General features: G+C 52.6%; 19 protein-coding genes. 6 read left to right on the top strand and 13 right to left on the bottom strand.

The window, feature by feature from the left end; genetic code table 11:
• Window positions 1-179: 179 nt before the first annotated feature.
• The 6 genes from J4E70_RS16955 to J4E70_RS16930 all read right to left on the bottom strand — a co-directional run bounded on the left by J4E70_RS16955 (window position 180) and on the right by J4E70_RS16930 (window position 9,070).
• The gene (locus J4E70_RS16955; protein ID WP_213890834.1) at window positions 180-941 is read right to left on the bottom strand and encodes a hypothetical protein; all 762 of its coding nucleotides are present in this window, start codon (window positions 939-941) and stop codon (window positions 180-182) included.
• Window positions 942-1,238: 297 nt separating this feature from the next.
• Window positions 1,239-2,633 carry a dihydrolipoyl dehydrogenase gene (lpdA, locus tag J4E70_RS16950; RefSeq protein WP_213890833.1) on the bottom strand — a complete coding sequence of 465 codons (1,395 nt, stop codon included), beginning with the start codon at window positions 2,631-2,633 and terminating at the stop codon, window positions 1,239-1,241.
• Window positions 2,634-2,749: 116 nt separating this feature from the next.
• Window positions 2,750-3,322: a DUF924 family protein gene (locus J4E70_RS16945; RefSeq protein ID WP_213890832.1), complete on the bottom strand. Its 573-nt coding sequence runs from the start codon at window positions 3,320-3,322 to the stop codon at window positions 2,750-2,752.
• 72 nt (window positions 3,323-3,394) lie between these two features.
• Window positions 3,395-4,669, bottom strand: a complete 1,275-nt coding sequence (locus J4E70_RS16940) for an MFS transporter (RefSeq protein ID WP_213890831.1) — start codon at window positions 4,667-4,669, stop codon at window positions 3,395-3,397.
• 70 nt (window positions 4,670-4,739) lie between these two features.
• The gene (queA, locus tag J4E70_RS16935; RefSeq protein WP_213890830.1) at window positions 4,740-5,807 is read right to left on the bottom strand and encodes a tRNA preQ1(34) S-adenosylmethionine ribosyltransferase-isomerase QueA; all 1,068 of its coding nucleotides are present in this window, start codon (window positions 5,805-5,807) and stop codon (window positions 4,740-4,742) included.
• Window positions 5,804-9,070, bottom strand: a complete 3,267-nt coding sequence (locus tag J4E70_RS16930) for a YhdP family protein (RefSeq protein WP_213890829.1) — start codon at window positions 9,068-9,070, stop codon at window positions 5,804-5,806. Before J4E70_RS16930 ends, queA begins: the two co-directional genes overlap by 4 nt.
• 134 nt (window positions 9,071-9,204) lie before the next feature.
• Here J4E70_RS16930 and J4E70_RS16925 point away from each other — a divergent pair, with 134 nt between their 5' ends.
• The 4 genes from J4E70_RS16925 (at window position 9,205) to J4E70_RS16910 (ending at window position 12,591) form a co-directional block, all read left to right on the top strand.
• Window positions 9,205-9,666: a peroxiredoxin gene (locus J4E70_RS16925; protein WP_213890828.1), complete on the top strand. Its 462-nt coding sequence runs from the start codon at window positions 9,205-9,207 to the stop codon at window positions 9,664-9,666.
• A gap of 17 nt (window positions 9,667-9,683) precedes the next feature.
• Complete coding sequence (locus tag J4E70_RS16920) at window positions 9,684-10,478, top strand: ferritin-like domain-containing protein (RefSeq protein ID WP_213890843.1); 795 nt, start codon at window positions 9,684-9,686, stop codon at window positions 10,476-10,478.
• Between the two features lie 312 nt (window positions 10,479-10,790).
• Window positions 10,791-12,101 carry a DUF5930 domain-containing protein gene (locus J4E70_RS16915; RefSeq protein ID WP_213890842.1) on the top strand — a complete coding sequence of 437 codons (1,311 nt, stop codon included), beginning with the start codon at window positions 10,791-10,793 and terminating at the stop codon, window positions 12,099-12,101.
• The gene (locus tag J4E70_RS16910; RefSeq protein WP_213890827.1) at window positions 12,091-12,591 is read left to right on the top strand and encodes a bactofilin family protein; all 501 of its coding nucleotides are present in this window, start codon (window positions 12,091-12,093) and stop codon (window positions 12,589-12,591) included. Before J4E70_RS16915 ends, J4E70_RS16910 begins: the two co-directional genes overlap by 11 nt.
• Before the next feature lie 57 nt (window positions 12,592-12,648).
• Here the strand turns inward: J4E70_RS16910 and J4E70_RS16905 are convergent, their stop codons facing one another.
• From J4E70_RS16905 to J4E70_RS16885, 5 genes are all read right to left on the bottom strand, one after another.
• Window positions 12,649-13,434 carry a DUF2189 domain-containing protein gene (locus tag J4E70_RS16905; protein ID WP_213890826.1) on the bottom strand — a complete coding sequence of 262 codons (786 nt, stop codon included), beginning with the start codon at window positions 13,432-13,434 and terminating at the stop codon, window positions 12,649-12,651.
• A gap of 158 nt (window positions 13,435-13,592) precedes the next feature.
• The gene (prfB, locus tag J4E70_RS16900) at window positions 13,593-14,720 is read right to left on the bottom strand and encodes a peptide chain release factor 2 (RefSeq protein WP_213890825.1); all 1,128 of its coding nucleotides are present in this window, start codon (window positions 14,718-14,720) and stop codon (window positions 13,593-13,595) included.
• A 63-nt stretch (window positions 14,721-14,783) separates the two neighbouring features.
• Window positions 14,784-17,342, bottom strand: coding sequence for a penicillin-binding protein 1A (locus tag J4E70_RS16895; RefSeq protein WP_213890824.1), 2,559 nt, complete (start codon window positions 17,340-17,342; stop codon window positions 14,784-14,786).
• 149 nt (window positions 17,343-17,491) lie between these two features.
• Window positions 17,492-18,736, bottom strand: coding sequence for an N-acetylmuramoyl-L-alanine amidase (locus J4E70_RS16890; RefSeq protein ID WP_213890823.1), 1,245 nt, complete (start codon window positions 18,734-18,736; stop codon window positions 17,492-17,494).
• Window positions 18,737-18,806: 70 nt separating this feature from the next.
• Window positions 18,807-19,955, bottom strand: a complete 1,149-nt coding sequence (locus J4E70_RS16885) for a pyridoxal phosphate-dependent aminotransferase (protein WP_213890822.1) — start codon at window positions 19,953-19,955, stop codon at window positions 18,807-18,809.
• A 58-nt stretch (window positions 19,956-20,013) separates the two neighbouring features.
• On the opposite strand from J4E70_RS16885, the gene J4E70_RS16880 reads away from it, so the two are divergent.
• Together J4E70_RS16880 and J4E70_RS16875 are read left to right on the top strand one after the other, a co-directional pair.
• Window positions 20,014-21,351 carry a M48 family metalloprotease gene (locus tag J4E70_RS16880; RefSeq protein ID WP_213890821.1) on the top strand — a complete coding sequence of 446 codons (1,338 nt, stop codon included), beginning with the start codon at window positions 20,014-20,016 and terminating at the stop codon, window positions 21,349-21,351.
• A 2-nt stretch (window positions 21,352-21,353) separates the two neighbouring features.
• Entirely contained in the window at window positions 21,354-22,118 is a 765-nt protein-coding gene (locus J4E70_RS16875; protein ID WP_213890820.1) for a DsbA family protein, read from the top strand.
• Window positions 22,119-22,127: 9 nt separating this feature from the next.
• Here J4E70_RS16875 and ispG read toward each other — a convergent pair whose 3' ends face one another.
• Together ispG and J4E70_RS16865 are read right to left on the bottom strand one after the other, a co-directional pair.
• The gene (gene ispG / locus J4E70_RS16870) at window positions 22,128-23,258 is read right to left on the bottom strand and encodes a flavodoxin-dependent (E)-4-hydroxy-3-methylbut-2-enyl-diphosphate synthase (protein ID WP_213890819.1); all 1,131 of its coding nucleotides are present in this window, start codon (window positions 23,256-23,258) and stop codon (window positions 22,128-22,130) included.
• Window positions 23,259-23,345: 87 nt separating this feature from the next.
• Complete coding sequence (locus tag J4E70_RS16865) at window positions 23,346-24,569, bottom strand: helix-turn-helix domain-containing protein (protein WP_213890841.1); 1,224 nt, start codon at window positions 24,567-24,569, stop codon at window positions 23,346-23,348.
• Between the last annotated feature and the right edge of the window lie 50 nt (window positions 24,570-24,619).

The following is a 24,619-nucleotide window of genomic DNA, read 5'->3' as shown; positions in this document are numbered from 1 at the left end:
GATGTGCGGAATGGGACTTGGTTGGTGGAAACCATCAGGGCCAGCGGCCATGTGCGTCGCGCTAAGAGGCCGAACACAAGACTGCTTCTGACAAAACGCCAAGCACAAAATTGTACTTGCAAAAAGGCGGGGTCCATATACATCCACACAGGACAAAGCGGTTATTACATGCTACTCTGTTACGGCAGGAAAACGTCGCGCGTGTAAACAGGGATGGCGAGTACACCCGTCAGAGCCTCACTACCATCAAATATTTCTGCCAACTCCGGAACGCTGGATTGTAAGGTAACTTCACCTACAAGCTCACGCCCAAGAGCTGTGCTCATGGCTAGATCTGCCAATTGTTCATAGCGGTAAATCCGATGAAAATCCGGGTTGGCCGCAGAGTATGGCGTAGTCTCGGACTTAGACCATACGGGACGTCCGGTCTGATATGCCAGGCTCAGATTTAGCGTACCACCAGTTTCAGGTTCGACAACCCAGGTTTCTCTGTGGTTGCGAGCCCCTTCATAGGGGCCACTAAAGGCCAAGTCCCGGCTAATTCTTGCCGCCACTCCGTTGTCATAACTGCTCGCAACTGGTGGCGTTTCGTAAACACGAGTGACAAACATGCGTGCACCCTCAAACCCCGGATTGACACCATAGGCCACAATGGCCACTGACCTGCGATTGTGTGGAGCAAGCGGCTTGCCTTCTGGATCAAGTGCCAAGTGGCGGTCAATGAAGGCTACAAGCAGGTTAGTTCCTGCAAACGGTCCTTTCGGAAGGGTTAGTACGACCCATCTGTCTGGCAGCATCGACTGAACGGCGTCGTCGTTCACTTTGAAAGCCAAGACAACACGACTATCGATATTCGACCCGACTGACGTTTCGGCCGTAGCCGGGATGACACTTGTCAGAACAAACACCAACGCGAGAGTTCTGGCGCGCCATTTAGCCATTAATTTTCTCATGTTTCCTCTACCTCTTGTCACTTCACCTGCAATGAACCCGGAGGCTCAGAGTTCGACTCAAAGCTAAACCAGAATAGAGGATTTACTCTTTGATATGCGTCAATGGTAAACTGTTGTGAATATTCCCGGGTCAATTGCAGTGCAGCGGTTGTCAAAAAGAGTTCGAAGCAGTCATCTGACTCTTTCGATCAGTTTACCAATCCTGAGCCCTAGGACACACTTGAACTGCAAACCACAACGGCCCGCAATCTTCACGCGGGCCGCTTATGGTCATTACCGAATGGATCACATGTGAATGACGCGCCCGTAGGCATCCAGAACGGATTCATGCATCATTTCAGACAGGGTTGGATGCGGGAATACGGTGTTCATCAGGTCTTCTTCCGTGGTTTCCAGCTGGCGCCCGACGACGTAGCCCTGAATAAGCTCTGTCACCTCGGCCCCGACCATATGCGCGCCGAGCAGTTCGCCTGTCTTTGCATCAAAGACCGTTTTGACCAGCCCTTCGGGTTCCCCGAGTGCAATCGCCTTGCCGTTCCCGATGAACGGGAAGCGGCCAACCTTGATCTCATAGCCCAGTTCTTTCGCCTTGGCTTCGCTATAACCGACACTGGCAACTTGCGGATGACAGTAAGTGCAGCCAGCGATACTTTCGGGTTTAACCGGATGCGCGTGTTTACCGGCAATCAGGTCTGCGACCATCACGCCCTCGTGGCTGGCCTTATGTGCAAGCCATGGCGCACCCGCGATGTCGCCAATCGCATAAAGCCCGTCGACACCTGTGCGGCAGAACTCATCCGTCACAACATGGGTTCGATCGAGTTTCACGCCAAGCGATTCGAGCCCTAGGTTTTCGACATTGCCGACAATGCCAACCGCAGAAATCACCGTATCAAACTCTTCTTTGACAATCTTGCCGCCCGTTTCGATGTGGGCCGTGACCTTGCCCTTGCCGCGATCAAGTTGCTTGACCATGGCTTTTTCCATGATCTTCATACCCTGCTTAACAAACTGTTTCTTGGCAAATGCGCTGATCTCTGCGTCTTCGACGGGAAGCACTCTATCCATCACTTCGACAACAGTCGTATCGGATCCGAGGGTATTGTAGAAACTTGCGAATTCAATTCCGATTGCGCCCGAGCCAATGACCAGGAGTTTTTTCGGCATCCGAACCGGGTCAAGCGCGTGTTTGTAGGTCCAGACCAGATCACCGTCAGCCTCTAGTCCCGGCAGTTCGCGCGCCCTTGCACCCGTTGCCAGAACGATATTCTTGGCTGTCAGTTCTTCGACACCCTTATCAGTTTTCACACTAACCTTGCCCTTCACAGGCAATGTGGCTGTCCCCATGAAAACGGTGATTTTGTTCTTCTTCATCAGATGGCCAATGCCGCCCGAAAGCTGCGCTGCGACACCGCGTGAACGTTTCACAACAGCCTTAAGATCATAGCCGATGTTATCTGCCTTAAGGCCAAAATCCTTGGCCCGTTCCATAAGGTGAAAAACTTCGGACGAGCGCAGCAGCGCCTTGGTTGGGATGCATCCCCAGTTCAGGCAGATACCGCCTAAATGCTCACGCTCCACAATCGCGCAACTCAGCCCTAACTGGGCGGCGCGGATCGCTGCTACATACCCGCCGGGGCCAGCCCCAACAACGACAACATCGAATGACTTGGCAGACATCTGCGCCCTCCGTTAAAAAAGTAGTTTGATATTAAACTATCCGGAGCGCAGCAGCAACCAACCACACTAACGCCTTAGTGACGCAGTCTTAAACTGTTGGTTTATAAGCTAATGTACTAAGCCTGTACCAATTCAACCGCTTTACGATACCCACCTTCAGCCAAAAATGCGGCTTCCGGCGTTGTGTCAGCACGTTCCAAAACTTCATTTCGGTAAGGGAATCGGCCGAACTTACGGATCACTTCCCGATGCGCTTTTGCATGCAGGAGGTTTTCCTCTTGCGTCTCAGGCATTCGCGTCAGCATCAGACGTACGCAACGTTCCTGATCACACAAGCATTCTGAGTGCATCAGCGGCAGATAAAAGAACTGCCTTTCAGGTTCCGGAACGCGCATGTCCCATCCCTTATCAATCGCCTTTTTCGCAGCCGCACGCGCCAATCCATCCGTCGCAAATGCGCGGCTGTCATTTCGGAACATGTTTCGCGGGAACTGATCAATAAGTATCAGATATGCAAGTGTGGTTTCTGAGCGCATTGCCCAATCCGCCATCTTGCCTTCTTTCGCCGCATACCAGGATTTTTCAAACCTGTTACGGATTTTGGTATCAAGCGCTACCCCGCCCTCGTACCAACCATCTGGACCGACTTCCTTAAGCCAGAAGTCCAGCACTTCACTTGGGTTCAGCATCGGACCCTCCTCCGTAGCAATAAAACCCCCTAGACATAGGAAGCGTTACAAAACATTTACACATTTACAACATTAATTTTCATCGAGATTCAGATTGTTGCTTTCTTCATCCATCGACGCCTCTATGAATATCTCCTGGGCAACTTCAAGCGCGACAGGAGATGAGGAAGGCATGAGAGTCGCATAAGAAACGGTATCTTCCACATTTGCCGCTGGCCGCTGCGTCATGCGATAGGCCGAGTAGGCCGCAAGCGCAAGCAGCAAAACTACCATGAACATGAAATATCCATGCGCCCCGATCATTCCCATCAACCACCCGGTTATGACCGGTCCTGCGATTGCGCCAAGGCCATTCACAAAAATCAAACCTCCCGAAGCAGATGCCATGTCCTCGTGTTCAAGAAAGTCGTTGGTATGCGCGATCAGCAGCGCGTAAAGCGGGTTCGAGGTTCCACCAATCAAAAACGCGGAAATCAGCAAAAGCTCAAATACGCCGCCCGCCATGAACCCGATAAAAGACGCCAGCCCGCCAATCAGCGCGACCACGGCAATCAATATCCGCCGGTCCATCCTGTCTGACAACCAACCAATCGGGTATTGCAACAAAAGAGCACCGATGTAGAAGGCCGACACGAACAGCGAGATTTTACCAAGCGACAATCCGATTTGCGCACCATAAACGGCTGACATCCCAAATTGCGCTGAAAAGACACCACCAAGTAGAAACTGTCCTGTGCACCCCAACGGAGATCGTGAGAACAACTCTCTCAGCGACATAGGTTGCGTGGTGTCAAACGCAGGTGTCGGACTGATCGACAGCAGAATTGGTGCAAACGATATCGAGACCAGTACTGATGGAATAATGAAAAGAATGAACCCTGATGGGTCACCCGCCGCGATCAGCGCTTGTGCAGAAACGATCCCGATCATCTGCACCATCATATAGAGCGATAGCGCCTTACCCCGATTTTCGTTTGTGGCTGCGTTGTTAAGCCAGCTTTCTGCTGTGACATACACACCGGAAAAGCAAAACCCGATCAGAACACGCCCCAATGCCCATGCAATTGGGTTGGCAAAAGAGGGGTACAAGATAAGAACCGCAGAAATAAATGACGCCAGTGCTGCAAAGACCCGCACATGGCCAACTCTTCGGATCATTTCGGGTGCAAGGCGCGAGCCACCGAGAAATCCGACAAAATACGCGGACATGACGATAGACATCTCAAAGGTCGAGAACTGCTCAAGCGCGCCGCGCACACCCAACAACGTCCCCTGCATACCGTTGCCGACCATAAGCAAGGTCATACCAAGCAAGAGCGCCCAAGAGCTTCCAAGCACCTGTATCATTTTAATCCTCGCGCGTATTTAAGGGGGGTGTACCCACATTCTGGGCGCGCATACCGCATCGATACGACATTTAAAGTCGCCTTTTGCTTTCAGGCACCAGAAAAGACGCATCGCCATAAGAAAAGAACCGATATTCCTTCGAAATTGCGTGTGCGTAAATTTCTCGGATTTCTTCGACCCCCATAAGTGCTGAAACAAGCATCATGAGCGTCGATTTCGGCAAATGGAAATTGGTCATCAGCGCGTCAGCAGCGCGAAAACTGTAACCCGGCGTTATGAAAATATCGGTATTGCCACGCCGCGCTTGCATCTGGCCATCTGGCGAGGCGGCAGATTCTATTAATCGCAGTGCAGTCGTTCCAACCGGGATTATGCGCCCGCCTTGCGCGCGTGTCTCGTTGATTTCATCTGCGGCTTTCTGTGATACCTCGCCCCATTCAGAATGCATCTTGTGATCGCGTACATCGTCAACTTTAACGGGCAAAAACGTTCCGGCGCCGACATGTAACGTTACGTAGGTGATCGAAACACCTTTCCGAGAAATCTTCCGAAGCAAAGCCTCATCAAAATGCAACGAAGCGGTTGGCGCAGCGACCGCGCCTTTTTGGCGGGCAAATACAGTTTGGTAGTCAGATTTGTCCTGCTCGTCCGCAGCTCGTTTTGCCGCGATGTAGGGCGGTAATGGCATAGCACCGGCAACAGCAAGTGCATCGTCAAAATCCTGACCTGTCAAATTGAACTCAAGATGGGCAGCGCCCTCATCTTTGGCTTTAAGAACTGCTGAAAGCCCTGAAGAAAAGTGAATTTCTTCGCTTTCCTTCACTTTCTTGAGGGGTTTTACCAAGGCGCGCCACGTGCCGTCACCACGCGGGTCCAACAAGGTGACTTCTATTTTCGCTTCGGTCTCACCCTCGGCACCCAGGCGGCGGCGCACACCAAAAAGGCGCGCTGGGATCACCTTTGTATCATTCAAAACCAACCTGTCGCCTGCCCGCAATAGATCGGGCAAGTCAAAGACATGTAGGTCGCAAATACGTCGGTCTTCGGCAACCAGCAGACGTGATGCAGAGCGTGGCTTGACCGGCCGCGTGGCAATCATATCCTCCGGCAAGTCGAAATCGAAATCCGAGAGTTTCATTCGTCGACCTTTGGCGGCGGGCGACGGAATATTTCGCGAAACATGCCGGGTGTAAAAATCGACAGTGGGTTTACCGAAACGCTTGGGTCATCCGATGATCCGGTAAGGCGATAATTGAAGCCAAATATCCCCTCCCCCCGGCGCGTGAAAATCGCCCCGATTCCGTTCACAATGTAGACTGGTGAAATCACACCCTGCATATCCAAAAGCTTTGTTCCCAAGCTATACACACCGTCCATCGACACCCCGAGAGAGGCACCAACTGCGCTGCCTCTCGTGATAATAACCCGGGTTGGCGTCAAGCGGAAATTGGCTTCGACATCACTAAAAACGATACCTTGACCATTCAATTGTTCCAGCAATCCGATAACACTTATTGCGCCCAGCAAATCGGCCAAAGCCGGTGCGTCCCGAACACGAACGGTTGTTGCTGTTAATCGCCCATTGTAACTACCTGTTTCCCCAAGTGGGATCAGGATCAGATCCATATCCCCGCCATGTGCTTTGTCCAAAACACCTGCGGCGCGCATAACCGCCCCCGCGTCCGAACTCCGAATCCTGATAGCGGTTCCGCCTTCCTGAGGGGCCAGTGTCCCAAGAATATCCACCTGGCCATTCACTTTCGCCTGAAATGTTCCGTTGAAAGCCGGGCTTGTCTGAAAATTCCCGCGCAGCCCTGTCAGCGTAATCCCCTCAGAGACAACAAGACGGTCCAACGCAAGAGAGATAGGCCCACCCTGCCCGGTCCCGCCTCCGCGACCAAAGGTTGTTTGACGAATATCGATCATGCCGCCTTCGACCGATACGGCCGGCGTAAGTCCGATACCGCGCCCGCGTAGCACAACAGGTGCGTTTAGCCATTGTCCGACCTGAACGCTTGAAAAGCGGGCAGCATCCAAAGCGCCGCCCTCTTTTAAGGTCACACTGCCCGTTGCGTCCAACCCGGCGGCGTTGATCTTCAGCAACTCTATACGCACTGGATTTCCCAATGAACCGGAAACAAGCAGTTCTCCGGTTACATCTCTTGGCTTCGCCCATCCAAGATCGTTTAGTCGCATCCCTAGCTGGTTGAGGTCAGAGGTCAGGGTGAACAACGACGGCGCGTCTTTTAGCAGCTCTATATTGATCGCGGCACGACCAACACCACTTATGCTTCCGTCTGGTAATCCAAGGTTAAACTCATTTACAAAAACCTGCGATAGCTCCACCGTACCTTCAACCTGCGAGCGACCTTTGTTTGCTTCCCCGAACCCCTGTGTCCATGTGGCGTTAAAAGGCAGGGAGCCAAATTTTCCCATCCCCGAAATTTCGATTCCATCAGGTGATGCGCGCAACGCAAGCTCCGGCGCACTTAGAACCCGATCCTGAACCAACTTGTCTGATGTAACGTCCTGCAACTGACCCGAGACCTCAAAATCCACATCTTCCAGCAAAACGGTATCGGCCAGCGGAAGCCGGATATCTGCCTGCACATCGGCCACGCCTTCTGCCAGATCCGTGGGTTGATCCGCCTTTGACAGAAACTCAAAAGGTGGTTCATCGAGCAGCGAAAGAACAGACGGAATTGTCCCTTTGGCACGCAGAGCGACAACTGCCGGAGGTTCCCGAACAAACACATCAGGTATACTGAAGACGGTGCCTGTTGCATCAAGAAGTCCACCGTTTGGTGCTGTTACAATGCCATTTTCGACGACAAGCGATAGTGTTTTATCGCTTATCGTTGCATATCCATTCCCCTGCTCAACTGGTGGCAGTTTTCGCATGTAGCGAACCGTTGCGTCGTGAAACCGAAACCCGAATGACATCCGTACGTCCTGGCCCTGTGACAGACGCAACGCCCCCGTCACATTACTGAGGTGCCCTGAGTAAACATTTTCTTCCAGCCAGTCCCGGGTTTTCGAAATCAAAACCACTGGCCACAGTTCCATCAGCCGCTTTTGCTGAATCTCATTAAGGTTCAGGTCAAGTGCAACCGCCCAACCGGCTTCATCAACCGCCACTCCGCCACGCACCTGCAAATGTGTATCACCGTCTATTAGCACAAGCTGCCCGATTGTCAGTGAAAAGGGATCCAAGCGAAGTCGAATGTCCAGCGCACCACCATCAAAGGAAACCGGAGCGACAAATATACCAACGGGATTTGCAGAAATTTGCGAAAATGAAAACTGAGCCAGCAAAGTTGAGGGCCAGCCATCAATCAAATCTCGAAGATAGGCTTTACCCTCTGCCTTGAGCTCAGCGGCATCTGTCGACACTGACAATTCGCTGAATGTAATTTTCTGAAGATCGGGGTCGTACGTGAAATACGCCTTGCCAGTGTTAAAACCAATGGGACGTGTCTGCTCTGTCGGTTGCAGCACACCTTTTCCGATTTCAAGGGTTCCGTTCATGGAACCAAGTTCACCGTCCTCTGAAATCTCGGCCCTTACCGCGCCTGACACGGGCGCGTCTATCACCGCAAGCCACGCAAGCGCGGGTGCCTGTGTCGCAAAGTCGTCGGCCGGAACGTCCTTTAGATTTGCCGAAATCGTTGCACGCGGCGACCCTTTGAAAGATCTGAACGAAAGCGACGCTTCTGCCGGTGTGTCTTGACCATAGAAAAGTTCAAACCCGAGGCGGATATCTAGCTTTTCAGGGTCCTGCGTCAGCTCCAACACGCCATCGGTTGCAACCCAGTATCGTGCGGCGCGGGCATCTTCATACTGAAAGGTAACATCGCTGATCTGCACGTTTTCAATGGCGGCCAACTGCGGTGTCGCAAAAAGTCTGTCGATACTTTTCAGAACATCAGAGAGTGATCCGTTCGTCCCCAGCGTTTGCTCCGGATCATCCAGAGATAAATCGAACCGCCCGTTCGGCTCTCGTCGCATCGAAAATTCCGCGCCCCTGACCATCAGCGCGGTGGGTTGAACGACACCTTCAACAAGCTTTGACATCGCAAGCGTAACTTCGATATCCGAGAAGGAAGCGATCGGCAGCCCTGTCCGGTCTTCTAAAAGCAAATCATCAAGTCTGATAACCGGAACCCAGTTGTCTGAAACCTGAAGATTTACGGCACCCAGGCCAACGCGCCCACCCGCCAGCGACTGGTTTATACTCGTCTCTATCCGCGTCTTTACCCAGTTCGGAACCTCGATCGAGCGCCCCAACAAGGCGAACGCAACCAGACCAGCAACCAAAGTCAAAAGCGCAAGACTGAGTAGCATCCAGAGGCCAAAGCCCCTGCGCCTCCGCCGCTTACCTTCTGTCGCGCCGTAGCTCATCTTGCCTCTTCTTATCCGCCGAACCGAATCTTTCGACGGCTGCATTTTTTCGTCTTTTGCCGACATGCTCTTTATCTTCGCAAGTTCCGCGTTAAAACAGAACCAGAAACTTTGCCAGCAGGACATTGATCAACATGGTAGATATAGGCGAGATTGCCCCGGACTTCACCCTACCACGCGATGGCGGCGGCATTTTAACGCTTTCGTCTTTGCGCCCGGATAACGTTGTTCTATTTTTCTACCCTAAAGATGACACGCCCGGATGCACAAAAGAGTCCATCGCCTTTACGCAACATCTTGATGCGTTCAAAGCCGCCGGAACGCAGGTGATCGGTATTTCCAAAGATACTGTCGCAAAACATGATAAATTTCGCGACAAGCATTCGCTAGGTGTTCCGCTGTTGTCAGATGCAGAGGGTACGGTCTGCGAAGACTATGGCGTCTGGGTTGAAAAAAAGATGTATGGAAAAACATTCCTCGGGATTGAGCGCACGACAGTTCTGATTAACGAGTCCGGCGAAATCCTGCATGTCTGGCGTAAAGTGAAAGTGCCGGGTCACGTCGAAGACGTGCTTAACATGGCTGAATCCCTGTGAGCATAACGCTCACAGAGATGGCGGTCGAGGTGCTGAATTGCGCTGACGGCGTGGCAAAAACTACGCTGTCGCGGGCGCATGCAGCAAGCTGGTTCGCGTCCCGCGAGGCCGGGCCAGCATTGGAAATTGGCCATTGCTCTCCACCCTCATTTCCAGCACGCCCAGACCAACCTGTTTTGCTTAGCCCGCGTGATGTTCCGCGCAGAAAGCCTGGCACACCTGCGGGGCGCATCGCGCTTTTGCATGCGGTGGCGCATATTGAACTCAATGCCGTAGACCTACACTGGGACATTATTGCGAGATTTTCGGACGTAAAGATGCCGATTGGGTTTTACGACGATTGGGTTAAAGCAGCTGATGAAGAATCCAAACACTTCAATCTGATCTGTGAATGCCTCAAAGATAGAGGCAGCCACTACGGCGCGCTGGCCGCGCACGCAGGTATGTGGCGTGCGGCAGAGGACACTGCAGAGGATTTCATGGGCCGACTTGCTGTTGTGCCAATGGTTCTGGAGGCACGTGGACTGGATGTGACGCCCGGAATGATCGAAATTTTTCGAAAATCCGGCGAGGCAAAGGCGGTCGAGTCGCTTGAAGTGATTTACCGCGAAGAAGTTGGACATGTTGCTTATGGCTCAAAGTGGTTCAACTTTCTCTGTGGTCGTCATGAGAAGGACCCAAAGGTGGTATTCCATGCCTTGGTCCGCAAATATTTTCATAGCACTCTCAGACCACCGTTTAATGAAGAGAAGCGCGCAGAAGCAGGATTGCCACCGGATTTTTACTGGCCGCTGACGGAAAAACTTGAGTGAAAAACAGATTGAGAAATGCAGCAGATACGCGCGAACTTCGTTGAAATACCGTTGAACCGTCGTGGAGAAAACACTTTTCCGCTCAGTCGATATACTGGTATTTCTACCTTCGCTACGTGTGGATCAAGCCATCAATCGGCAAAAACCCGCCGGTTTTGATAGCTTATTAACCATCTAAGCCCATTAAATACCTGAAATTTCTTGCGACAAAGCGAGCGGGAAGGTAACACTTCGGCGTGCATCGCGATGTGGGGACAAGCGCGTTGCAATATCTGGGGATCGGAGTGAGGGACGGGCAGTTTGACCATAACTATGTTCAACAAGCTAAAAGCAGTGATCGAGCGACGCTTTCCAGAGCGCAGGGTATTCCTGAGGTCTGACACTGAAACACGTTTCATACGTCTCTCTCCCATCGCGCAGGTTACATCACTTCTTGGTGGCACCGCGCTCGTATCCTGGGCCATTGTTGCAACCGCGATTTTGTTGATGGACAGCATTGGGTCCGGCAATGTCCGTGATCAGGCGCGGCGTGAACAATCCATCTACGAAACGCGCCTGAATGCCTTGTCTTCAGAACGTGATTCCCGCGCCGAAGAAGCATTGGCCGCACAGGAACGGTTTAATCTCGCGCTTTCGCAGATATCGCAAATGCAATCCTCTTTGCTCGCCTCTGAAGATCAACGCAAAGAACTGGAAACCGGGATCGAGGTCATTCAACGAACGCTTCGGCGAACGATGAATGAACGTGATGACGCCCTTGTCAAAGCCGATACGCTGAGCGCGGAACTCGAAGGCACAACCGGATCTGTACGTACAGATTCAGGCCGTATTCAGGACATTGAGAGCACCGTAGATTTTCTAACGTCAGCACTTGAATTAACGGCGGGAGAACGGGACGAAATTGCTGATACAGCCTCTGAAGCACAAGCCTCTGTCGAAGAGTTGTTGCTGCAGGCGCGATTGGCTCAGGAGCGTAATGATCGCATCTTCCAGCAGTTGGAAGATGCAGTTTCAATCTCACTCGCTCCATTGGATGAAATGTTCCGCGCTGCGGGGCTCCCGACGGATCGAATTATCGAACAAATTCGCCGCGGCTATTCAGGCCAGGGTGGACCGCTAACACCGCTATCATTTTCGACCAGAGGCGAGCCACCGAGTGCCGAGAGCCTTCGTGCAAACGCCATTCTATCTGAAATGGACCGGGTGAATATCTATCGGATCGCGGCGCAGAAAACGCCATTTGCAATACCTGTCAAATCTGCATTCAGGTACACGTCGGGTTTTGGCCCCCGCTGGGGACGGATGCACAACGGTACAGACTTTGCAGGTGCAAGTGGCACACCCATATATTCAACCGCCGACGGGGTGGTCACACACGCAGGCTGGTCATCTGGTTACGGGCGTCTCGTAAAAATCCAGCATGAGTTCGGAATCGAAACACGCTATGCGCATATGTCAGCCGTTCGCGTCGAGGTTGGTCAAAGGGTCTCGCGCGGAGACCGAATCGGTGATATGGGGAACTCTGGTCGTTCTACCGGAACTCATCTACACTACGAAGTCCGGGTGGACGGCAACCCAGTTAATCCCATGAACTACATCAGGGCAGCAAACAATGTTTTCTAAGAGCAGAATAAATGAACCTGGCCCCAAACAGGGCGGCGACGAAAAAGCAAAAGAAAAGCCGGCAGCACCTCCTGCGTCCGAAATTCCTGCGGCACCCAAAGCAAAACCACCAGCATCGACTTTGTCGCCAGACCTTTACGTAAAGGGCAATCTTAAAACGACTGGCGACATCCAGATCGAAGGACAGGTTGAAGGCGATATTCGTGCTCATCTGTTAACAGTTGGCGAAGGAGCAACTGTAAAAGGCGAAGTCGTCGCTGACGACGTTGTTGTCAACGGGCGTGTTGTCGGCCGTGTGCGTGGTTTGAAAGTTCGTCTGACATCTACAGCACGCGTTGAGGGCGACATCATCCACAAGACGATCGCAATTGAATCGGGCGCTCACTTCGAAGGTTCTGTCCAACGTCAGGATGACCCGCTGAGCACCGGTGCCAAAAAAGCGGCCCCAGCGGCACCCGCCCCTGCCAGCAAACCGGCAACCGGTTCGTAGACCAAAAACAAATTTAAAATCTGGGCGCGTGCAAATTTTGCGGCGCCCATTTTCGTTCTATTTTCCCGGTCGCAATGCGCTGCGATAAAGATGCCAGCTCGCATGTCCCAAAACCGGAACGACAATTAACAAACCCAAAAATCCAGGTATCATCGCCAAAAACATGATTGCAGCAATAAAGACAGCCCACGCAAGCATGACTGGTAAATTTTGCGCGACCGTTTGAAAGCTCGTTATCATTGCAGTTACAAAATCGACCTCAAGGTCCAGAAGAAGCGGCAAGCCCGTCACAGTAATAGCGTAGATCAAAAAGGCTAATACGGCGCCAACCAAAGAACCAATCGCCAGCATAGTCAGGCCATTTGCACTTAGGAAAACATCATAAGAGCTTGAAACATTTGTCATGGTCGACAAACCCAGAAACAGTGCAAAAATCATATGTGCGATGAAAAACCAAAACATAAAAATCAAAATAATGATCGCGCAAATAGACGGGACTTGCCTGTCCTTTTGTCGGTAGATCACGCCCAGAATTTCGCTCCAGTCCAGCGCTTTACCCTCTTCAAGTCTGTGGCTGACCTCGTAGAGCCCGACTGCCGCAAATGGACCAAGTAATGGGAAACCAAACGCCGCAAGGACAAGCCAGTAGGTTTGTCCTGTGCTTATGGTAACCCAGGCCATCAACATACCACCAAGAACATAGACACCTCCAAAGAAAAGGCCAAACTTGGGGGCTTTCAGAAAATCCTGCCAGCCATTTTTCAGGGCAGCGCGCAGCATCTGAATTGTGATCGATTGAATCTCTGGAACGGGTGATGCCGCTTTATATTTATCTTGTGTCATTCTCGCTCCTCCCGAAGTCAGTCTACGTCCGAAATTGCACAAGAAAAGACGTAAGATACGCGCATTGGGAAATTAATTTGTTAAAATTCCCTTAACGGACCTTGCAAGCTAAGAAGCCTCCCAGTGAGCTGTCCATTTTCGATAGAACAGAATTCGCCTTAATTGTCTGCTTGCGCTTCTGAGCGGCTTTTGCCGGCAACATCCAACGCGAGAGTTGCAGCCATAAACCCATCCAGATCACCATCCAGAACGCCTTGTGTATCCGATGTTTCGAAATTCGTGCGCAAGTCCTTCACCATCTGGTAAGGCTGCAAAACGTAGGAGCGGATCTGGTTGCCCCACCCTGCATCGCCCTTCGCCTCATGTGCTTCGAGTATACTGGCATTTCGCTTATCGAGTTCCATCTGATACATGCGCGATTTCAATGCCTTCATCGCGATATCGCGGTTCTGGTGCTGAGATTTCTCAGAGCTTGTAACCACAATCCCCGTTGGCATATGCGTAATCCGGACGGCAGAATCGGTCGTGTTGACGTGTTGCCCGCCTGCCCCGGAAGATCGGTATGTATCAATCCGTATGTCAGCGGGGTTCACGTCAATCTCAATGTTGTCATCAACCACCGGGTAGACCCAAACAGAACAAAATGATGTGTGGCGTCGGGCTGACCCGTCAAACGGGGAAATACGAACTAGCCGGTGAACGCCGCTTTCAGATTTCAGCCAGCCATATGCGTTAGGGCCGCTTATTTTGTAAGTGGCAGATTTGATCCCCGCCTCTTCGCCTGCGGTCTCGGACTGAAGTTCAACTTTGTAGCCCTTCTTCTCTGCCCAGCGAACATACATCCGCGCAAGCATCGACGCCCAATCACAGCTTTCGGTGCCACCCGCACCAGAGTTAATTTCGAGAAAGCTGTCATTGCCGTCCGCTTCGCCGTCCAGCAGCGCTTCGATTTCTTTCTTTGCAGCCTTTTGTGCGAGCTTTTTCAGTGCATTTTCAGAGTCGCGAATGACCTCTTCGTCCTCTTCCATCTCACCCAGTTCGATCAGTTCGATGTTATCTGACATATCCTGTTCAATCGATGAGCAAACACCAATAGCGTCAACAAGCATCTGACGGTCGCGCATCAGTTTTTGCGCTTTTGCAGGATCATTCCACAAATCAGGGTCCTCAACGCGTGCGTTAAATTCCTCTAGCCGATGCTCTGCAGTTTCCCAGTCCAACCTTTGCTTTAGCAGCGCCAGTGACTTTTCAATTGCTTCAACAGCATTCTGTGTATCGGCCCGCATCAAGCTGCCCTTTTCTTGTTCGTCAGTACTGTGTGATAACAATGCTTGCCGGTATCAGCAAGATCAGTATAGCCCACCGGAACTTAGCGTTCCAAACGTTGCCCGCTCTCCGATACGTGCAGTATCACCGGTTGAGGTCGTGACAGTGCGATCAGTGATAAGGGCATCATCACCCGGCGCAAACAATGGCAGGTTAGCCCCCATGGCGAAACCACCATCAATCAGCGCACCCAAGCCAAAGATCGGCTCTTCACCGTCTCTGAAGTATTCAGCAACAACCATTTCGCCGCCCGCCTCATCCGGAAGGCGCTCTCCGGTGAACCGATCAATCTTGATGAAATGCCCACCTGGAGGAACCTCAAATTCACCACCACCATATTTGGCCGTTGCTTCCAGCATGAAACGATTGAAAACCGGGCCACACATGCTGGCCCCATATGCCCCGCGGCCCAACGGGCGCGGACGATCATGACCAATGTAGCAGCCCGCAACAATGTTAGAGGTGAAGCCAATGAACCAGACATCCTTTGCCTCGTTCGTGGTTCCGGTTTTACCTGCGACTGGCACGTTAAGTGTTATGCGTCCCGCTGCGGTGCCACGCTGCACCACGCCGCGCATCATCGACGTCAACTGATAGGCAGTGACAGCGTCCATCACCCGCTCGCGGTTTGACGTGACGCGCGGGCCGCGGCCACCTATCAGGCTTGCATGCTGACATTCCTCGCAAACACGCTGGTCATGCCTGTAGACAGTTTCGCCCCAGCGGTTCTGCACCCTGTCAACCAGCGTCGGTTCAACCCGTTCACCGCCATTTGCAAACATCGCATAAGCAGCAACCATCTTAAAAAGTGTCGTTTCTTCCGAGCCAAGCGCGTTCGAAAGATAAGGATTCATCCTGTCATAGACACCAAAACGCTCAGCATAAGAGGCGACAACCTCCATGCCGATTTCCTGCGCCAAGCGAACGGTCATCAGGTTCCGGGATTGTTCAATTCCCGTGCGTAGCGGTGTTGGACCATAATACTGATTTGAAGAGTTTTGGGGTCGCCAGATACCGGCACCTGTATCAACTTCGATAGGCGCATCAACGATGATCGTCGCAGGTGAAAACCCACTATCAAGCGCCGAGGCATAGACAAAAGGTTTGAACGATGAGCCGGGCTGCCGTGCAGCCTGTGTCGCGCGATTAAATACCGAATGCTGGTAGGAAAATCCGCCCTGCATTGCGATAACCCGCCCGGTGTTCACGTCCATCGCGACGAAACCACCCTGTACTTCGGGAATTTGCCGCAAGGTCCAGCGAATGAACGAGCCATCTTCATCCTTGAACATTGCCCGCACATGGACGACGTCACCAACGTCGACCAGATCACCGGCATTGCGCGCGGTATTTGAAAGGCTGCCGTCTTCGCGTAGCTTTTTAGCCCAGGTCACATCGTTGGGCGGAATCCAATGGCCGTCTTCATCTTCTTCGACCTCTTCGATTCCGATCCTTGCATGTGTCTCACCAACTTCGAGAACGACAGCAGGGAACCATCCCTCGATATCACGCGGAACGTCAGCTTCAGAAAGCGCTTCGCGCCAGGTTTCTTCGTCTTTCAGAAGATCACTTGCAATTGTAACGCCTGTGCCTCGCCAAACCCCTTGGGTGCGATCATATTCTTCCAAACCACGACGCAGAGATTGCGCCGCGACAGGTTGCAATTCCGGGTCAACCGTGGCGCGCACTGTGTACCCTTCAGTAAAGAATTCACCTTCACCGAAATCTCTGCTGAGTTGGCGCCGTATTTCATCTGTGAAATAATCACGCGGAGGCAAAGAGGCACGAAATGCCGGATAATCACCATTCTGTACTGAAAGAAGCGGCTTGGCTTCTTCAGCCTCATAGGTCGCCTGATCGATGTAGCCGTTCTCAAACATCTCCTGCAGGACAAAGTTACGACGCCCGGTTGCGCGTTCAGTCTGCAACACCGGGTGGTAGTCGTAAGGCGCCTTTGGCAGGCTTGCCAAATATGCGGCTTCACCGGCGCTGAGTTCCGTCAATGTTTTGTTAAAGTAGGTCTGTGCGGCAGACATCGCCCCAAAACTTCTGAAACCAAGATCAATCTCGTTCAGATAAATCTCCAGAATTTTTTCGCGGCTGATGGTGTTCACCAAGCGGTTTGCAAGAATAATTTCCTGTATTTTGCGTTCGATCGTTCTTTCCCCACCTAGCAGCATGTTCTTTGCGACTTGCTGCGGAATTGTCGAAGCCCCGCGAAGACGGCCACCGCGTGTCTGGATCGCCTCTAAAATTGCGGCTGCGATTCCGCGAACGTCAAACCCGCGATGGGTATAGAAATTCTTGTCTTCCGCAGAAATAAACGCGTGCTTAACCAGTTCTGGAATTTCTTCTACCGGTGCAAAAAGCCTGCGTTCCTGCGCAAATTCATCGATGATACGTCCTTCACCCGAGTAAATCCGGCTGATTGTCGGCGGTGTGTATTGTGCCAATTGTTCGTGGTTCGGCAAATCGCGGCTGTACATCCAGAAAATAGAGACGACGCCCAATACAGCCATGACCGCACCGATCGTCAGCCAACTGAAGATTGCGCCAAAAAAGGACATTATAAACCGGATCAAGACGGCGCTCCTATTCGTATTCCTGCTCTATATAGGCGCGCAGCGGCGCAGGGTCAAAAGAGATCAGCTATTTAGTGCCTGCTAATCACATCACAATTAACTTCAGGTTTCTCTTCTCAGTAAACCTGTTACCGGGCGCTAGGAGTTACCTACTGCCGAATAAGCTGGGCTTCGGCGGCGTCTGCCTTGGCCCATTCCTGCAGCGCGCTGGTGATACCTGCAACTGCCTTGCTGCGCCATTCTTCAGACTGAAGGTTTTCCAGGTCTTTCGAACTGGAAAGAAACCCAAGCTCTATCAAAACTGAAGGTATATCCGGGGCTTTCAGAACAGAAAAGCCAGCCGTAAGTCGGGGGTGTTTGTACATCTCGCCCACGGACTGCATGATCCCCTCGACCAGAGCATTCGCCAGCCTGTCATTTCGTGGCGCGGTATCACGCCTTGCAAGATCCATCAAAACTGACGCAATCACATCGTCCTGATCGGAAAGGTCAACACCTGCAAGCAGATCTTCACGATCATGACGTTCCGCCAAACGTGCCGATGCTTCATCAGTTGCCGTATCGGAAAGCGTATAGATCGTAGCACCGCTTGCGCGCCCCTCTGGCAAAATATCTGCGTGCAAAGATAAAAACACATCGGCCCTCGCGGCGCGGGCAATCGAAACGCGTGCTTCCAGAGGAACGAAAACATCAGAGTCGCGCGTCAGCAATACTTCAAACCCGCCCGTACGGATCAAGGATTCCTTAAGGCTGCGTGCAAAGGTCAGCATAAGGTTGGCTTCGCTCAACCCCTCGCGTTCTGCGCCCGGGTCAATTCCACCGTGCCCCGGATCAAGAACAACGACAAGAGGACGATCCCCGGTCTGCCTTTGGATTGGCTGTTCCAGAGCTTCCCCTTCAAATTGTCCCCAAATCGCCGCGTCAGGTACCCCAGCAGACGCTGCAAAGGTTTCAGCGCTCGTTGGTGTTAACCTTAACTGCACAACTGCGCTGCCTTCGGATGGATTTGTCTCCATTCCGGCTTGCTCCACCCACATAGGTTCTGAAAGCTGCACAACAAGCCGGGACCAGCCGGGGCGAAAAAGGCCGGATCGAAGATCGACGATATGAGAAGATTCAGTAAAGGCGTCACGGTTCAAACCGCTCCAGTCGACTTCTCGAAAGTCAATAACCAGACGGGTTGGGTCTGTCAGGGTAAACAACCGGAAAGGCACCGCCTGTGTCAGCGCAATATCGATTTCAAGGGACCCGTCAATATCTTCAACCGTTGTTGCGCCGCTGTCGACACGGGCAAGCGCCGAAAGCTGCTGCGCTTGTGCTGCCCCCGTCAGAAAGACCATGGCCAACACAAACCGTGCCGTTTTGCACAGGAATCGTTTAAAAATACTGCTCATGCCGGGCTCTTGTTTTCCGCCCTCTCTCTGGGGCTGCTTATCCTCAGTATAAGCTTTTGTCTGAAGCAAGTCACCTGCCACGCGTTGCCATGAATTTTTGCAAGCGCTTCAATCCCTCTTTGATATCTGCTGTTGATCGGGCATAGGAAAAACGCAGGGTCCCTACCCCACGAACTGGATCAAAATCCATCCCTGGAGTTACCGCAACACCGGCCTTTTCAAGTATTTCTGCTGCAAAAGCACGGCTGTCATCCGTGTAGGCACTTACATCTGCGTAAAAATAGAAAGCGCCATCAGGCGGAGCGATCTTCGTGAACCCAGCCTTGGGCAGACCGTCCTGCATCAGTTTGCGGTTTTTGGCGTAAACTTCGAAATTGGTTGTCAGTTCATCGTCACAATCGATTGCGGCCAATGCTGCAACCTGCGCTGCGTGTGGCGCACAGATAAACATATTCTGTGCCAGCCGTTCTATCGTTCGAACATGATCATCCGGAACAACCATCCAGCCAACACGCCAGCCGGTCATCGAAAAGTATTTTGAGAAAGAATTGATGACATAGACCTCGTCCGAGATCTCCAGAGCGGAAACCACCCGCCCCTCGTACTGAATTCCATGGTAAATTTCGTCCGAAATGAAGGCCATATTTTTCGCCTGACAGGCCTTGATAAGCGCGGCAAGCGCATCACGATTCAGCATTGTTCCAGAGGGGTTTGCCGGCGAAGCAACGATCAAACCGTCCAAATCTATACCTGAAAAATCTTCGGGCACCGGTTGCAAGCGATTTTCTGCCGAGGTTTGCAACCCAACTGGAACCAGATCAAGAGCCTTTAATATCTGACGGTAAGATGGATAACCCGGCTCACCCAGGGCAACCTTCTCTCCGGCTTCAAACAATGCTGTGAACGCCAGGATAAACGCACCGGATGATCCCGGCGTCACAATAATGCGCGCGGGGTCGACAGTTACGCCATACCAGTCCTTATAAAGAAGGGCGATGCGGCTGCGTAGCGCTGGCAAGCCCAGAGCAACGGTATAGCCCAGAGACTCTGTTTCCATGGCCTCTGCCAAAGCTTTACGCGCTGCGCGTGGCGCCGGTGTTCCGGGTTGCCCAACTTCCATGTGGACAATGTGGCGCCCGGCCTTTTCAGCCTTGCGCGCTGCCTCCATCACATCCATCACAATGAAGGGATCAACTGAACCACGCCTTGAACTTCGCATCAAACCCTCCTTACACTGCGTCTAGCTGGTGTTGTTCCAGCGCGGAAGCATAAGGTCAATGGCAGGCAGAGTTCTTATTTTCTTAACTGCAGTTGGATTGGCGTTTGTTGCGATATTGCAGCCAGCGCGCGCTCAGGGTTTGATACGCGATGCTGAAATAGAATACTCGCTTCAGCAACTGGCGCGACCTCTTCTAAATGCTGCCGGTCTTTCCCCAAACAGGGTGAAAGTTTACGTCCTTGCTGACAGCTCGTTGAACGCTTTCGTGATCGACAGCGAACATATCTTTGTTCACTCTGGGCTGATACTGAAACTTCAAAAACCCGAAATGTTGCAAGCTGTCTTTGCACACGAGATCGCACATATCGCAAACGGCCATATCACACGCCGACTTACAAATGCCGCGAACTCACGCACAGCAGCGGGGCTTGGTATTTTGCTCTCAGCAGCTGTCGCCGCAACCGGAAACGGCCAGGCCGCCGCAGGTGTTGCTGCCGGGACCAGCGGGACCGCGCAGCGGCTGTTTCTGGCACACACCCGGAGCGAGGAAAGCTCTGCCGATCAGTCGGGTGCCCGTTTCATGGCAAGCGCTGGCGTAGACCCCGCTGCAATGATTGAAGTGCTCGAGATTTTCAGAGGCCAGGAAGCATTGGCTGTGTCACGGCAAGACCCTTACGCACAATCGCATCCGTTGTCTCGGGACAGGCTGCGTGCAGCGCGGGGATATGCCGCCGCGTATACACCTCGTAACAACCCGGAAAACAACAACGCGTACTGGTTCGCACGGGCGCGCGGCAAACTTGAAGCCTTCATCCGCAATCCTTCCAGCACGCTTCGTAAAATCGACCGTAACGATAATTCGGATATTGCGTTGATGCGCCGCGCGGTTGCGTATCATAGAATGCCTAACCGTTCAAAAGCTCTGGAAAACATCAATGCGCTGGCCGCGCGACGCCCGTCTGATCCTTTTGTTCACGAACTCCTGGGCCAAATACACCTTGAATCCCGTGATGCGCGTTCTGCCGTTCGTGCCTATAGCCGGGCTGTTGAATTATCTCCACGACATCCGCTTTTACTTGCTGGGTATGGTCGGGCTCTTTTGGCACTCGATACAGCAGATGGCAATCGGCGCGCATTGCGGGTTCTTGAACAGGCGCGCGCGCGCGACGCACAACAACCGCGCATGTTGCGCGACCTTGCCGTCGCCTACGCCAAATCCGGCAATAACGGCATGGCATCATTGACAACTGCAGAACGTTACGCTCTTTTAGGGCGACTTTCAGATGCACGCATACACGCTACACGTGCTGAAGCGTTACTACCCAGAGGTTCAACAGGCTGGAACCTCGCTCAGGATGTGTTAAGAGCGGCAGACGCCGCAACCCAACGGAGATAAAAATGTTCCGCACCTTCTTTACCACCGCTCTTGTGGCACTTTTCTTTTTGACAGTGACTGCAGCATCACCTGCGAACGCGCTTGATCTATCCTCTATGACCGATGAAGAGCGGGCAGCTTTTCAAACAGAAGTCCGTGCTTATCTTTTGGAACACCCAGAGGTGATTATGGAAGCGGTAGCCGTCCTTGAACAACGTCAGGCCGAACAGCAATCTGCAGCGGACGAAAACTTGGTCCGGGTTAATTCCGACGCTCTTTTCAACGATGGGTATTCCTTTGTCGGTGGCAATCCGAACGGGGACATCACGATTGTCGAGTTTGCAGATTATCGCTGTGGCTATTGCCGCCGGGCGCATCCTGAACTTAATGAGCTACTTGCAAGCGACGGCAATATACGCCTGATCGTAAAGGAGTTTCCGATCCTCGGGGAACAATCTGTGCTCGCGTCGCGGTTTGCTATTTCAACGTTGCAACTGGCAGGGCCCGAAAAATATGCAGTGGTGAATGATGTACTGATGACCTTCCGAGGCGACGTAAGCGTGGATTCACTCGGGCGTATCGCGGCGGAACTCGGGCTCGATTTTGAAGCAATTTCCGCACGGATGAACAGTGACGAGGTTTCCAAGGTAATCTCTGACACCTACGCGCTTGGCCAACGAATGCAGATCAGCGGCACCCCAACTTTCATCCTGGAGGATGAATTGTTGCGCGGTTATCTGCCTCTTGAAGCGATGCGCGAATTGGTTGCCGCGGCGCGCAAGGGATAGGCTAAGCTTTTATTCAGCCGCCTCTTTGGCTGCTTGTTCGGCCTCAATTGCGGCGGCCTTTTCCTCGACTAGCCCGACGATATGCTCGACCATCTGATCGTTGCTAAGTTTGTGGCTTTGTGCGCCGGCGAGGTAAACCATACCAGCGTCCTTGCCTCCACCGGTAAAACCAATATCGGTCATCAAAGCCTCGCCCGGCCCGTTAACCACGCACCCGATTATTGAAAGGCTGAGCGACGTTGTAATGTGCGCCAGGCGGTCTTCCAGTTTCTCCACGGTCTTGATCACATCAAAGCCCTGACGCGCGCAACTGGGGCAGGAAATGATTGTAACGCCCCTGTGGCGCAGGCCGAGCGATTTCAGAATTTCGAAGCCAACTTTCACTTCTTCCACAGGATCGGCAGACAGGCTGACGCGCACCGTATCGCCAATGCCCATCCAAAGAAGATTGCCAAGCCCGATTGCAGATTTGATCGTACCGGACCTTAGTCCCCCAGCCTCGGTTATACCAAGATGGATGGGTGCGTCTGTTGCCTCTGCCAGTGATTGATACGCGGCGGCTGACAGGAACACATCTGACGCTTTGACGCTGATCTTAAACTCGTGGAAATCATTATCCTGAAGAATTTTGATATGCTCCAGACTACTTTCGACCATGGCTTCCGGGCAAGGTTCCGCGTACTTCTCCAACAGGTGACGCTCCAGGCTTCCGGCATTCACGCCGATGCGAATTGAACAGCCATGATCTTTGGCCGCCCGGATCACTTCTTTCACGCGGTCCTGATTTCCGATATTGCCGGGGTTTATCCGAAGACATGCTGCGCCTGCCTCTGCTGCCTCAATCGCGCGCTTGTAGTGGAAATGAATGTCAGCAACGATTGGTACAGGGCTTTCACGCACGATTTCGCGCAACGCTGCTGTAGACGCCTCGTCAGGGGTTGAGACGCGAACAATATCTGCACCGGCTTCCGCGCAGTCGACGATTTGTTTGATCGTCGCTTTGGCGTCCGACGTGTCAGTATTGGTCATCGTTTGCACAGCAATTGGTGCATCCCCACCAATCGGGACATTACCGACAAATATCTGACGGGATTTTCGACGATATACATCGCGCCATGGGCGCACTGGGTTGAGCGACATCGGCCGTCTCCGCCAAATTGGTAAGTTTCGTTTTAGATAAGGGATGGTCACGCCAAGGGCAACGGCCAAAGCTCGTAAGCTCAGGCTCTATTCACCAGCGGTTGGCTGAACTTCTGCTTGAGCGGTTTGCGCTTCTGCAACCATACGCGCCAAATCAGAATCCTGGTTGAGGTCAGCGATGCTATAAGTTTCGGTCAGTTTTTCAGCAGTCAGAACAATATTGGACGTCACGATACCGTCTGGGCCGCTCGGCCCATAATGCTGTCCGTTCACCGCGAAATAAATAGCGCCGGATTCGCCCACGCGCAAAACTGGCGGTTCTTCCGTTTGGGGTAAGACATACTCTTCACCCGCATCCATGACTTTCTCAAAAATCACAGTCCCGCCTGCACCGCGAACCCGTACCCAAGCAGGACGTGCTGCAACCAGTACAAGTTCCGGGGCGTCATCTGCTACGACCTGAATGGAAGTGTCTTCTTCCGTCGCCACGTTTATTTGTGCTGTCTGGGTCGTCGACGGTAAAACCTGGGTGTCGGCAGCAAGACCTGCAAAAGTCCCAAATCGAGCCGGGTCGAGAGCAACGATCGGTCCGTCGCGGGCAACCAGCACGGGCACATCAAGCGCTTCTGGCCGATAAAGCCGCTCTAGCGCTTCTGCATTTGGTGACTGCGTCTCAGTCTCGCCGCTTGCGACAATAATGTTGCTGGTGCCAACCAGTGGGTCAATGCTTGTTGCGATACCGGGTGTTTGTTCCACAGGAATAAACTGGACTTGCTGTACTTCTCGTAAAACTGTCCAACCACCAAAGCCAATCAGCCCGATCAGCGCAGCTAATACTGCGATTGAACCTAATGCACCGGGTTCGACCTGTGAGAACATCGCGTCGCCACGCGGAACAAAGCTTACGTTCGGATCAGCAAAAGGATCACGAGGGGGTTTGATCCCAGAAAGTTTCTCTGCGCGCCTTGATTTTGCTGTGGACGCCTGAACGGACATCCCGTGGGCCGTTTCAAAATTGCTTTCCTTGCAAAAAGTCGAGAAAGCATTGTCTGGGTCCATGCTCAGATATCGTGCATATGATCGCACATATCCCGCGATAAAACCGGGCGTTTCAAACGCGCTTGGGTCGCAGTTTTCGATAGCGGCAATGTATGTAGCTTTGATTTTCAGCTCTCGCTGCACATCCAACAGGGATTTTCCCATCGTTGCGCGTTCGCCGCGCATGATGTCACCAAGGCGCAGGTCGAAATCATCAAAGCCCTTAAGCGCTTCGGTTTCGGCCTCTCTAGGCGACAATATCCGCCCGATCATCTGCCCTGCCCCTGACATGTACTTCGTTATCCCTAAATGATCGACGCCTG

The organism is Pseudohalocynthiibacter aestuariivivens, assembly GCF_018457175.1.
In the GTDB taxonomy this organism is placed as follows: domain Bacteria; phylum Pseudomonadota; class Alphaproteobacteria; order Rhodobacterales; family Rhodobacteraceae; genus Pseudohalocynthiibacter; species Pseudohalocynthiibacter aestuariivivens.
The sequence above is the reverse complement of the archived record's forward strand: the minus strand, read 5'-3'. Positions and strand labels throughout refer to the sequence as shown.

Excerpts from the sequence above, each read along its gene's own strand:
- J4E70_RS16955 (WP_213890834.1), bottom strand. The coding sequence starts at position 941 with ATGGCTAAATGGCGCGCCAGAACTCTCGCGTTGGTGTTTGTTCTGACA.
- lpdA (WP_213890833.1), bottom strand. The coding sequence starts at position 2,633 with ATGTCTGCCAAGTCATTCGATGTTGTCGTTGTTGGGGCTGGCCCCGGC.
- J4E70_RS16945 (WP_213890832.1), bottom strand. The coding sequence starts at position 3,322 with ATGCTGAACCCAAGTGAAGTGCTGGACTTCTGGCTTAAGGAAGTCGGT.
- J4E70_RS16940 (WP_213890831.1), bottom strand. The coding sequence starts at position 4,669 with ATGATACAGGTGCTTGGAAGCTCTTGGGCGCTCTTGCTTGGTATGACC.
- queA (WP_213890830.1), bottom strand. The coding sequence starts at position 5,807 with ATGAAACTCTCGGATTTCGATTTCGACTTGCCGGAGGATATGATTGCC.
- J4E70_RS16930 (WP_213890829.1), bottom strand. The coding sequence starts at position 9,070 with ATGAGCTACGGCGCGACAGAAGGTAAGCGGCGGAGGCGCAGGGGCTTT.
- J4E70_RS16925 (WP_213890828.1), top strand. The coding sequence starts at position 9,205 with ATGGTAGATATAGGCGAGATTGCCCCGGACTTCACCCTACCACGCGAT.
- J4E70_RS16920 (WP_213890843.1), top strand. The coding sequence starts at position 9,684 with ATGGCGGTCGAGGTGCTGAATTGCGCTGACGGCGTGGCAAAAACTACG.
- J4E70_RS16915 (WP_213890842.1), top strand. The coding sequence starts at position 10,791 with ATGTTCAACAAGCTAAAAGCAGTGATCGAGCGACGCTTTCCAGAGCGC.
- J4E70_RS16910 (WP_213890827.1), top strand. The coding sequence starts at position 12,091 with ATGTTTTCTAAGAGCAGAATAAATGAACCTGGCCCCAAACAGGGCGGC.
- J4E70_RS16905 (WP_213890826.1), bottom strand. The coding sequence starts at position 13,434 with ATGACACAAGATAAATATAAAGCGGCATCACCCGTTCCAGAGATTCAA.
- prfB (WP_213890825.1), bottom strand. The coding sequence starts at position 14,720 with ATGCGGGCCGATACACAGAATGCTGTTGAAGCAATTGAAAAGTCACTG.
- J4E70_RS16890 (WP_213890823.1), bottom strand. The coding sequence starts at position 18,736 with ATGAGCAGTATTTTTAAACGATTCCTGTGCAAAACGGCACGGTTTGTG.
- J4E70_RS16885 (WP_213890822.1), bottom strand. The coding sequence starts at position 19,955 with ATGCGAAGTTCAAGGCGTGGTTCAGTTGATCCCTTCATTGTGATGGAT.
- J4E70_RS16880 (WP_213890821.1), top strand. The coding sequence starts at position 20,014 with ATGGCAGGCAGAGTTCTTATTTTCTTAACTGCAGTTGGATTGGCGTTT.
- J4E70_RS16875 (WP_213890820.1), top strand. The coding sequence starts at position 21,354 with ATGTTCCGCACCTTCTTTACCACCGCTCTTGTGGCACTTTTCTTTTTG.
- ispG (WP_213890819.1), bottom strand. The coding sequence starts at position 23,258 with ATGTCGCTCAACCCAGTGCGCCCATGGCGCGATGTATATCGTCGAAAA.
- J4E70_RS16865 (WP_213890841.1), bottom strand. The coding sequence starts at position 24,569 with ATGATCGGGCGGATATTGTCGCCTAGAGAGGCCGAAACCGAAGCGCTT.